General features: G+C 63.1%; 8 protein-coding genes. 2 read left to right on the top strand and 6 right to left on the bottom strand.

The window, feature by feature from the left end; translation table 11 throughout:
• Nucleotides 1-81 precede the first annotated feature (81 nt).
• Both AX735_RS17060 and AX735_RS17065 read left to right on the top strand, forming a co-directional pair.
• Nucleotides 82-2,715: a LuxR C-terminal-related transcriptional regulator gene (locus AX735_RS17060; protein ID WP_081097064.1), complete on the top strand. Its 2,634-nt coding sequence runs from the start codon at nucleotides 82-84 to the stop codon at nucleotides 2,713-2,715.
• A gap of 134 nt (nucleotides 2,716-2,849) precedes the next feature.
• Entirely contained in the window at nucleotides 2,850-3,662 is an 813-nt protein-coding gene (locus AX735_RS17065; RefSeq protein ID WP_060980184.1) for an IS5 family transposase, read from the top strand.
• 493 nt (nucleotides 3,663-4,155) lie between these two features.
• Here the strand turns inward: AX735_RS17065 and AX735_RS17070 are convergent, their stop codons facing one another.
• The 6 genes from AX735_RS17070 to AX735_RS17095 form a co-directional block, all read right to left on the bottom strand.
• Nucleotides 4,156-4,941, bottom strand: coding sequence for an NUDIX hydrolase (locus AX735_RS17070; RefSeq protein ID WP_060980183.1), 786 nt, complete (start codon nucleotides 4,939-4,941; stop codon nucleotides 4,156-4,158).
• A 114-nt stretch (nucleotides 4,942-5,055) separates the two neighbouring features.
• On the bottom strand, nucleotides 5,056-6,015 hold the full coding sequence (locus tag AX735_RS17075) for an alpha/beta fold hydrolase (protein WP_060980182.1): 960 nt from the start codon (nucleotides 6,013-6,015) through the stop codon (nucleotides 5,056-5,058).
• Nucleotides 6,016-6,032: 17 nt separating this feature from the next.
• The gene (locus tag AX735_RS17080; RefSeq protein WP_060980181.1) at nucleotides 6,033-7,640 is read right to left on the bottom strand and encodes a flavin-containing monooxygenase; all 1,608 of its coding nucleotides are present in this window, start codon (nucleotides 7,638-7,640) and stop codon (nucleotides 6,033-6,035) included.
• Nucleotides 7,637-9,250, bottom strand: a complete 1,614-nt coding sequence (locus AX735_RS17085; RefSeq protein ID WP_060980180.1) for an acyl-CoA synthetase — start codon at nucleotides 9,248-9,250, stop codon at nucleotides 7,637-7,639. Before AX735_RS17085 ends, AX735_RS17080 begins: the two co-directional genes overlap by 4 nt.
• Nucleotides 9,251-9,271: 21 nt before the next feature.
• On the bottom strand, nucleotides 9,272-10,363 hold the full coding sequence (locus tag AX735_RS17090; protein ID WP_060980179.1) for an acyl-CoA dehydrogenase family protein: 1,092 nt from the start codon (nucleotides 10,361-10,363) through the stop codon (nucleotides 9,272-9,274).
• On the bottom strand, nucleotides 10,363-11,470 hold a 1,108-nt coding region (locus tag AX735_RS17095), incomplete at its 5' end, for an acyl-CoA dehydrogenase family protein (RefSeq protein ID WP_066282639.1). The genes AX735_RS17090 and AX735_RS17095, both read right to left, overlap by 1 nt.

The raw sequence follows: 11,470 nt of genomic DNA on the forward strand, positions 1-11,470 counted from the left end.
TCCCGCTATCGCAAATTGGCATTCCAGTCTGTCCTTCCACGCTGCATGTTGTAAACACAAGCAGAGAGTTGGGTGAAGACCATGGGCGCAGTCGCTGATCGAATAACGTTGCTACATGCGGAAAGTCTCCCGCGCCCGCGCTTGCTCTCGAGCGACTGGGCAAAGCGCTTCCATGTCTTTCGTGCGCCGCCGGGACACGGAAAAAGCGTTGCAATGGCCCAGCTGTGGGCCGCCCACCGTGAGCGCGGCGAGATGACGGCCTTTGTGTCGGCCAAGCACGCCGATTACGACCCTGACTTGCTCGCGCAACGCATCTACGGCCAATTGCTGACAGCTGAAAATACGCAGAGCATTTTCTCGGCGATGGACGAGCGAAGGCCGCGCAATCTGATGACCTTGGCTGATCGGCTCGACCATGCCGCTGATCGTCAAGGGTACCGATTGCTAATCTGCATCGACGACATCGGCTGTGATTCGGAGATGGCGGACCGGATCGAAGACCTGATGCTCGCCGCGCCGCCGAATGTTGCGATCGCTGCGGCTATGACGGCGGATATTGGTTTTGCTCGTGTCGCCGCGCAGGGCCAGGTCGAAGATGTGACGGTCGACAAGCTGAATTTCAGCCTCGACGAAGCGCGGGCCGTTGCCTGCGGGATGCGCGCCGGTACGGTTTCCGACGCCGATCTCCTTACGCTTTGGGAGCGGACCCGGGGTTGGGCGGCGCCGCTGATCCTGCTGCTGCGGGCGGCCACCTCGACCGGAACCCAGAATCAGCGCCTCGTTTCTAGAAAAGTCACCGGGCGCGACTGCGATCTCGATCGATACTTCAGGAGCGCCATCCTTGCATCTCTTTCCGATGAATTGCGGGAATTCTGCATTCGGGCTTCGGTCCTGGACTCCGTATCGGCCGAGTATTTCGATCAATTATTCGGTGGAAACGACGGCGCCAGGCTTATCGAGAAGCTGTGCGTGGAGCGGATGCTGCTTAGGCCAATGGACAGGAACCGGTCCGCTTGCGAATTTCATCCACTTCTTCGTGAGTTCCTCGAGCACCGATACGCGGTCGAGTATCGGAGTCTGGATCCGGAGCGTCTTGCCCACGCCGCGGAATGGCAGCGACAAAGCGGCAACAGCCGTGAGAGCATCAGCCTGTATCTTCGTGCAGGTGAAAAGGACACAGCCACCGAGATGGCGTCCAGCAGCATAATGGACATCGCGCTGCGGCAGGGAGAGGTAGAGCAGATACAGCTATGGAAGGCCAGTTTCTCCGAAATGGATAATGCCCCCACAATCGCCCTCGGCTTGGCGTGGGCGCAGATTTTCAGTCTCGGGCAAGCGCAGGCAGCAGCCCTGATTGCCGACATAGACGCTGCCAGCAGCGTCCAGGCCGATGATTCGACCAAGCTGCAACTGCAACGTTGGCGCGATCTCGTGGCTGCCGTCGGTGCGGCGACCGCAGACGACCTGACGGAGGCCAGGCGTCGATGCGAACTCTGGATCAAGCAGCATGACGGCACCGATCTTGTGGGCCAGGGCGCGATATTAACTTGCCTCAGCTTTATTGCCGCCAGTGAACACAGGTTTGATGACCTCGTGAAATTGAGGGGGCAGGCCGCATCAGTCAACACGGTCGCCGAACATCGCTACGCGCTTGGCTGGCTTCATGCCACGATAATTTTCGGCGAAATTGCGCAGGGCCACATGGGCTCGGCTGCGGACCTGCTACGCAATGCGCGCGACGATGAGCAGGCGCAGTTTCGCGCCACGCCTTTCTCTGCCAAGCTGCTCGACCTGCTGGAACTTGAAATCGATTACGAGGCGAACCGGCTCGGCACCCTAGGCTCCCGCATCGGGAACGTTCTGGAATTCGTACGTCACCACGGGGTGGTCGATCTGACATTCTTGGCCTTTCGCACTGCGGCAGCTTTCATCGATCTCGGCGGCGATCGGCAGGGCGCAATAGAATTGCTGCAAGAGGCACGCGTAATTGCAAGCGAACACGCATTCCCGCGACTTGATGCATTGGCGCGCATCGCTCTCGCCGACATGGCGGTGATGACCGACGTGGACGACGCCGTCGCCATGCTTCCCGCCCACGATCACCCCGCCTTCCTGACGGCGCATGGCCCCGCTCTCCGCGCGCGCGCATCGCTCAGCGAGGCACGTATTGCCTTGCGGCAGGGAAAGTTCCATTTGTGCAGGCGATCAGCAATCGTGGCGCTTGAGCATGCGCGCCGCAATCATTCGGGTCGACTAGAAATTTCTGCCATGCTTTGCCTTGCTGCTGCCACCGCAGCGGCGGGGAGAACGGCCCCTGCCGAACAGATCGTGGCGGATGCCGTAGACATCGCGTTGCGGAAGCGGTGCTTCCGCACGCTGCTGGATGAGCGGAGGACGCTGGAAAGGCTGGGATCGGCGACCGCCGCGCTGATAAATCTGATCCCGGACGAGCAGGCATTAGGCGCAGGCCACCGTACAGAAGTTGTCCGTACGTCACGCTTGCCCAAACAGGTGGATGTGCCGACGCTGACCAGGAAAGAACTCGCCATCCTGCACCGCGTCAAGGAGGGCCTCTCCAATCGTGAAATTGCCATCCGGCATCGCATCAGCGAGAATACGGTGAAATGGCACCTACACAAGATATTCGGCAAGTTACAAGTTCGAAACCGAGTCCAGGCAGTTTTGAAAGCCGAAGGCATAGGGTTTCTCGATTAGACTTCCGATGTACACTGAACCGTCCAGGGTTCTCCGCAAGCCGAAATTACTAAGATTTAGAGGCCGTTTCGAAAGGGGTTGAGCGGCTGAGGTTCCTGTGATTCCGGGGTTTTGCAGACAACCCGGAGATCTTGATGAGGACCCCAGCCACCCGCGCGCAGCATACGCGAGTTTCGAAGCGTTACCAGACGGATTTGAGCGATGCCGAGTGGGCGCTGGTTGAGGTCTTTCTGCCCGAGGCGCGCGCGACGGGACGCCGGCGACAATGGCTGATGCGCGAGGTGTTGAATGCAATCTTCTATGTGTTGCGTGGCGGGATTGCATGGCGGCTGCTGCCCAAGGACTTCCCTCCGTGGCAGACGGTCTACCGCTGGTTTGCCCGGTTCCGGGACGACTGCGTGTTCGAGCGGATGAACCATGCGCTGGTCGCGCTCGACCGCCAGCGAGCCGGAAGGGACGCCTCGCCAAGCGCAGCCATCATCGCCAGTCAGAGCGTCAAGACCACTGAGAGCGGCGGGCCGCGCGGCTATGATGCAGGCAAGAAGATCAAGGGTCGCAAGCGCCATGCTCTGGTCGATACTGACGGCAGGCCGCTGCTTGTCGAGCGGCACACCGCCGATGTCCAGGATCGTGATGGCGGCGGCGCGTTGCTGCAAATCTCGCGCGGCCTCTTCCCGTTCATCGAGAAGGTCTGGGCCGATGGCGGATATAATCATCACCGTGTCACCGAGGCGACCAGCATCACCGTCGAAATCGTCAGCAAGATCGCCGGCCAATCCGGCTTCGTGGTTCTGCCACGGCGCTGGGTGGTCGAACGCTTCTTCGCTTGGATCAACCGAAACCGGCGCCTCGCCAAGGACGTCAAAGCCACCCTCAAATCCGTCGCAGCCTTCCTCTACGCTGCCGCCGCCATGCTCATGATCCGCCGATTGGCTCGGTCAGCGTGAGTTTCGAAACCGACTCTTAGCCATATATATATATATATATAGAGAGAGAGAGAGAGAGAGAGAGAGAGAGAGAGCGAGAGAAGACAAGTAACTTTGCCAGGGCCTGCCTGGTACTTGCGGTTTGATCGGCACACCGTCGCGAACGACAGGCTCGACTATTTCGCGCTCGACGAAACAGAAGTCGGCGACAGTTCCTGCCCTTTTCCTGCACCCTCAGGGTCAATGCTGGAGCGACAGGCCGAGCGGAGATGTAAACACGCTCGATCCCGCGCCGCGTTGCGCGGCGCCCCTGTTCCGGACACTTCGCGTACTAATGAACGAAGGCTGGTCCTACCGGCGTGTGGCTGGCGGTGACGTGCCTTCCTCACCCTGCTTGATAACGAACGCCTTCTGCGCGTCCGTGAAATTCGATGCCTTCATGCCGTAACTCTAACCGCGAATAGTCCAAAATTCGGGTGGCAGAGCAGCGGTCGATCGAGAAGCTCGCCCTGACTCAGGCTCCGAGCGCTTTCAGCGGTTGCGAAACTGCGCCATATCCAGCGTCAGGCGGTAACACCAGAACCCGTTCCCCGTTCTCGACCGCAACCTCTGGCAGCACCGTCACCAGCCTGCGTTGCCGTGCGCGCGCAAGGCAATCCTGGGCGCCCTCTGCCTCGGCGAGCAGCTTCAGGTTCATCAGGGTGGGAAAGATAATTGTCCGCTCGCCCGACGCCGCCAACCGGATGGCCTCTGATGGCGAAATCCATTCCGCATCCACGGTTTCCCGTCCATCGCAAGCCGCGACCTGTCCCGGCGGCGCGCTAAGGGCGTAGAACCAGGTGTCGAACCGCTTGGGCATGATGGTCGGGGTAATCCACCGGGCAAAGATGGCCAGTTTGTCCAGCCTGAGGCGAACATCCAGTTCGCAAACGACATCGAAGAACGCGATTTCGCCAGCATCGACCGCGCTTCGCACCGCCGCGTCACACGGATCCTCGAACGGTACGCCCTGAGCGGTTTGCGCCAGCAGGATCCCGGTTTCCTCGAACGCCTCGCGGATCGCCCCGACCCGCAAGGTCCGTTGAACCGGGTCGAGATCGTCCCAGCCGATCGCATGACTCCTCCAGCGCTCGTCGGCGTCGCCGCTGTGCGTCTTGCCACCCGGGAAAACCAGAGCCCCCGACGCAAAATCGATCTGGTGATGACGCTTCACCATCAGGACCTGGAACTCGGGGTGGTCGCGGACTAGCAGCACCGTTGCGGCTGGTTTGGGTTCTGGAGCTTGGTCAGAATCACTCATGCTGGCCTCCCTGGCTGTCGCTGAAGCTGCGTTTCTCGATGTGCGCCCGGCCGGGCAAATCCGGCAGCCATCTGTCGATCGCGCCGGATCCGATAGAATTGGCGCGCACCACGATCAGTCACTTTTTGACCATTGTTCAAGGACAGCGCGCAAGGCCGCCGCGAAGGCCAATGGCTGGTCGAGCATCAGGTGATGCCGCGCTTCCGGAACCGCGATGACCGGGATGTCGCCTCCTCCCAGTTCATCGAGATAGCGGCGCGAATCCGATGTGAAGAGCTGGCTCTCAGCGCCGTGGATAATTGCCCTTCTGCCGGGTGCGGCAACCACACGCGGACCGATCTCGAGCCACAGGCGGTGCGAATTGTCGCGCTTGAACACGGCTGGAGAGAACTTCCAGGTCCAATCGATCCCTTCGCGGCAAAGGGCATGGTAAGCCATGTAATCCATGAGAAACGGTTCACCCACCGGCTGGGGCGGGGACAACACATACCTTTTGCGGGCGCTCGGGAAATCGGGATAGCGGCGATGCGGGCGGTTGGGATCGCCCGAGCCGGGGCTGGTCCGACCCATGCTCCAGTATTCCTCCAGCGCCGAGGGGCGCAGGATCATCATGTCGCAGATCGCTGCCCCGCCGAAGGCGTCCGGCGCGAGTTCAAGCGCCCGCAACGCAACGGCGGAACCGAAACTGTGAGCGACGACGATCGGCTTGCTGGCTTGGCCGAACAGGCCCAAGGCTTTAGCAATCCCGATCATTTCGCGGCCACGCGCGGTCATGTCGCAGTCCGGGCGCACCTCGCTGTCGCCCATCCCGGACAGGTCATAGGCGACAAGGTGGTAATCGGCCGCAAGAAACGGGGCTATGAAGGCGAAGCAGCGCGCGTGCGAGAGAAAACCGTGGGTCATCAGCACCGGCGGCGCGGCCGGATTTCCCCAGCGGAAGTAATGCATGCGCACGCCGTCAACCGTGACGAAACCTTCCTCGCGCGGAACAGCCAGGGCCTCGGTGAACCAGTCTGGCAGAACCGACGGGTCAGGCGCCCATTCCGGCACAATATCGGATGCAGCCGATTTCATAAATTGCAGTTCCCCCGTCACGCCAGCGTGAAGCCGCGATATCCGTTCGCCGCCACCTCGTTTATGATGTTCAAGTAACCCACCACGCTCGGGTAGTTTATCAGCTGCCGCGGCTTGCCCGGAATGTTGTCGCCCATGTACCAGGACTTTGCCCGGGGAAAGAGCGTGATCGCCCCGATTGCGGCAACGCTTGTGGTCCATTCGCGCTCCGCTTCGGCTTCCGCTTCAAATCGGGTCAGACCGTCGTCGCGCAGCTTCACCAGGAAGTCCCGCATCCAGTCGCCCTGAATTTCCGCGGCCGTCGGACCGTTGGAAAAGCCCGAGGGACTGAGCGGTCCGTACAGGTAGGCCAGATTGGGAAAGCCGTGGACGGCCGAGCCGAGATAGGCGGTGACCCCTTGGTGCCAGGCATCGGCAAGACAGCGATCATCGCGGCCCCTGATCTCGATCTGGGTCAACCCGCCACTGCCGGCGTCGAAGCCGGTGGCGAACACGATCAGGTCGCACTCGATCAGGCCCTGCGAGGTGAGGATGCCCTCGGGCACGATGCGTTGGATGGGAGTCTGCTTGAGATCGACGAGCGAAACATTCTGCTGCGAGAAGATCTCGTAATAGTTCTGCTCCAGCGAAGGACGCTTGGTGCCGAAGGGGTGGGGCGGTTCGCTCGGCGCCAGGGACTCGTGCAAGGCGGGATCAGCGATCCGCGCCCGGGTCTTGTCGCGCCAGAAATCGTAGGCGTGACGGTTGGCCCGTTCGTCGGTCAGCAGGTCGGCGAAATTGGCATACCAGAACCGCAAGCCACCGGCCTGCCATTGCCTTTCGAACAGGGAGCGGCGTTCTGCTTCGTCAACGTCGAGCGCGGAGGTCTCGACACCGTTCATATCGAATCCGCCGCTTGTACGAAGGCGGGCCGCAAAGAGTGCCGGGTAATCGCCTTTCTCCCGTTCCTGCTGCTCCGCCGTTAGCACCTCCTGCCGCATCGGCAGCGCAAGGATCGGGGTGCGCTGCAGCAAGGTGAGCCGTGCCGCCTCGGCTGCCGCTTCCTGCGCAACCTGGACCCCGCTCGCGCCGGTGCCGACGATCGCCACCTTGCGCCCGGCCATGGACAACCCGTGCTGCGGCCAATGGCCCGTATGGTGCCATTCGCCCGCAAAGCTTTCCAGTCCGGCGATGTCGGGCACATGGGCCTTGGCCGCAAAGCCGAGGCAGGGCAGCAGATAGCGCGCGGTGATCGTTTCGCCCGAGCCGGTCGCGACCCGCCACTTGCGCCGGTCTTCGTCCCACGCCGCGCCGGTCATGCGGGTTCCCATGGCCATGTGGGGCCAGAGCGCAAGACGGTCACAGACATGACGGAAATAGGCGCGCAACTCGCGCCATCCGGGATAGCGTTCGCTCCAGGTCCAGTCGCGCCACAGTTCGGGCAGCGACAGTTCGTACAGCGGCACCTGTGAATCGACGCGCGCGCCGGGATAGCAATTCCAGTACCAGATGCCGCCCGGCGCTTCGGCCGCATCGATAAGCCTGGCGTCGATGCCGGCCTCGCGAAGACGGTGGAGCAGATAGATTCCGCTGAACCCGGCGCCGACGATCAGCGCCTCCCAATCGCCGCCAGGCGTACCGGTCACGTCGCGGCGCCCTGGCTCATCGCGAAGGCCCGAACGGCGGCATAGTCGGCCTTGCCATTCGATGCGCGCAGCGCAACCCCGGCCAGGAAGACCGCCTTCGGAGTCTTGTAACCGGCCAGTTGCTGGCGGACATGGGCCTTGAGGGCGGCCTCGTCGAACTCGGCGCTGCCTTCCAGGACCACGACGCCGGTCACTGCCTGGCCCCATTTCTCGTCGGGCACGCCGACCACCAGGGCATCGGCCACCGAGGGATGGGTCTTGAGCGCCTCCTCGACCTCTTCGGGATAGACCTTTTCCCCGGCGGTGTTGATGCAGACGCTGCCCCGCCCGAGCAGGGTCAAGCTGCCATCTGCCTCCACCTGGCACCAGTCGCCGGGGATCGAGTAGCGTACGCCGCCGATGGTCCGGAACGTCTTCGCGGATTTTTCCGGATCCTTGTAATATCCCATGGGTATGGCACCCCTGCGGGCGATGAAACCGGGAACACCGCTGCCTGCTTCGACCTTGGCATCATTTTCGTCGAATACGTCGCAATGCTCGCCGATCGCGAATTTGGCCGTCTGGACCGAACCGAGCGCGGTGGTCACCGACAGCCCATAGCCCAGCCCCTCTGAGGCGCCAAAGGCGTCCATCAGCGCGACCTGGGGAATGTGCCGGATCAGGCCGTCCTTGACCTCGCGGCTCCACATGACGCCAGAGGAGATGATCGAGATCAGGCTTGTCGTATCGTAGCGCCCGGGATCCTTGTCGAGCGCGGCGAGCATCGGCTTGGCAAAGGCATCGCCGACAATCGCGATCGATTGCACCCGGTGCTTTTCGACCGCACGCCATAGCTCCTCTGCATCGAACGAAGGGCTTTCGAGCGTGACGATGCAGCCGCCGGTCATCATGGTGCCCAGGGCAGAGAGAAGACCGGTGCCATGCATCATCGGGCAGGCCGGAAGGAACACCCGGCCCGGGCCTTCGGCGGCCAGCATCGCTACGGCTTCGGCCATGTCTTGCGGCGCCGGACCAAGCAGGCTGGCGGAATCGAGTTGCGCCTGGCGCAGGTCATGGTGGCGCCACATCACACCCTTGGGCATGCCGGTGGTTCCGCCGGTGTAGATGAATAGTAAGTCGTCGGGCGAACGGGCGATGCCCAGCGGCAAACCATCGCCTTGCGCCGCCAGCGCCTCATAGGGTTCGGCAAACGGCGCGATTGCCGCCGGATCGCCAATTTCGACAAAGATCCGCACCTTGCCGAGCCGTTCTTTCAGTTCGTCGATGCAATCGCGGAATTCGCTGCTGTAAACGATCACCTCGGCATCGGAATCGTCGAAGATGTAATGGACCTCGTCCGGCTTGTAGCGGTAGTTGATATTGACGTGGGTCAGCCGGGCCTTGAAGCAGGCGGCCATGGCCTCGCCATATTCGGGCCGGTTGCGCATGTAGAAGGCCACCTTGGCCCCGGGCTCGATCCCCCGGTCGCGCAGCGCGCGGGCCAGATTGTTGGACCTCCCGCCCATTTCCGGCCAGGTGATACTCCGGTCACCGTGGATCAGGACAGGGGCAGCTGGCGGAAGCACCGGTTCGATGGCATCCAGAATGTCGCCGAAATTCCACTCGGTCATGGTTTTCTCTCCCGGACGGTCCTACTGCGCCGTCGTCAATCCCTGCAGCTGCGCCGCTTCTTCCCTGACCCGCTCCGGCCCGCCCAAAACCTGGCGGTTGAACCCCATCCGCTTAAACCAGAAATGCAGGCCCAGCAGATCGGTAAAGCCCATGCCGCCGTGCACCTCGGTTGCGGTTCGCGCCACGAAACGGTGAACCTCGCCGGTGTGCGACTTGGCGTGGCAGGCCATCAGCGCCGCCTCGCCAAGGGCGGCATCGAAAGCATGCGCGGCATACCACACCAGCGCCCGGCACGGTTCGTGCCGGGCGGCCATTTCCGCGCACATGTGCTTGACCGCCTGGAAGCTGCCGATGACCCGCCCGAATTGCTCGCGTTCCCCGGCATAGGCGACCGCCTTTTCGATCATAACCTCTCCCGCGCCCAGGCTGTCTGCGGCCAGCAGTATCCGGCCGGCGTCGAGCAGCCGCCGCGCCGCAAGTCCACCATCGTCGGCAAGCGGTTCGGCCACTGCGCCGGTCAACTGCAATTCGCCGACGCTGCGGGTGGCATCGATGGTGTGCAAGGCAATTCGCTCGACCCCGTTCGCGGCGGCGTTCAGCAGATGCAGCCGCCCCGATTCGTCGGCCACAATGAAATGGTCCGCATCGGCAAAGTCGAGCGCGAACAGTGCGGTGCCGGTCAGTCCGCCGGCTTCGGCCCGGACTTTCGCGCCGTCGCGCTCCTCGACGATACCGGCGATTGCGACGCCGAACCGCACTGCGCCGGTCGCGATCCGGGGCAGCCAATGGGCCTGCTGCGCGGGCGATCCGGCCAACGTCAGCGCCAGCGGGGCGAGTACGCTGCGGGCCAGGAACGGGGCCGGGGCCACCGTCCGGCCGAGCTGCTCGGCAACCACCGCCGCATCGAGCAGGCTCATCCCCAGCCCGCCATGCGCCTCGGGCACCATCAGCCCGGTCAGGCCGATGTCAGCAAGTGCGGCCATGACCTGGTCGCTGACCGCGCTGCCCGCATCCACGCAGGAGCGCACTTGATCGAGCGGGCAGGTTTCCGCGAGGCAGCGACCGACCGTGTCGCGGAGCATTTCCTGTTCGGGGGAAAGACCGAAATCCATCAGGCGGCTTCCTTCCGGCTGGACGAAGGTTCGGGCGCCGGGCGCGGCTCGCGCGGCATGTTGAGGCCGCGTTCGGCGATGATGTTCTTCTGGATCTGCGCGGTGCCGCCGCCGATGATCAGGCCCAGCTGGAACATGTAGTTCCATTGCCACGAACCGCCTTCGCGCTGGCGCGGACTTTCCGCATAGAGGATGCCCATTTCGCCCATCGCGTCGATCGCCAGGGCCGAGATCTGGTGCGCCAGTTCGCAGCTCTGGAGCTTGACAATAAGTTTGGCCATGCCCCCGGCCTCGCCCTTGATCTGGTTGGAGAGCACCCGCATGCCATTGTATTTCATCGCCGCGACTTCCGCCTGGAGGGCGACGAGGCGGTCGCGCAGCACCGGGTTGTCGATCGCGCGGGCCGGCCCGACCTGTTCTTCCCGCATCAGGCGGATCAGCGCCAGCAACCGGTTTTCCAGGGCATCGGGATCTCCCAGCATGCCGCGCTCATGGCCAAGCGTCGCATTGGCGACGAACCAGCCCTGGCCGCGCTGCCCGACAATCTGATCGACCGGCACCCGCACGTCGGTGAAGAAGGTCTCGTTGAATTCGGCGTGTCCGGTCATCGTCTTGAGCGGGCGGACCTCGATCCCCGGCAGGTCCATCGGAAAGATCAGATAGGAAATGCCGGCGTGCTTGGGCGCGTCCGGCTCGGTCCGCACCAGGCAGAAGATCATGTCGGCCTGGCGCGCGGTGCTGGTCCAGATCTTTTGGCCGTTGATCACGAAATGGCCGCTTTCCTCGCGGGCGCTGGTGCGCAGACTGGCCAAGTCCGACCCGGCGCCAGGCTCGGAATAGCCCTGGCACCAGACCACTTCGCCGCGCAGCGTGGGTTCGATCCAGCGGCGCTTCTGCTCTTCGGTGCCGAGTTCGAGCAGGGTTGGAACCAGCATCGAGATGCCTTGGTTGGACAGTCCGCCCGGCACGCCCGCACGCGCGAATTCCTCGGCGATGATCCGCGCCTTGAGGATGTCGGGCTCGGCGCCGTAGCCGCCATATTCGCGCGGAATGGTTCGCGCGGTGTAGCCATTTTCCAGCGGCAGGTTTTGCCAGGCGACCTTCGGC

Origin of the sequence: Blastomonas sp. CCH1-A6 (assembly GCF_001556365.1) — a bacterium.
In the GTDB taxonomy this organism is placed as follows: Bacteria; Pseudomonadota; Alphaproteobacteria; order Sphingomonadales; family Sphingomonadaceae; genus Blastomonas; species Blastomonas ursincola.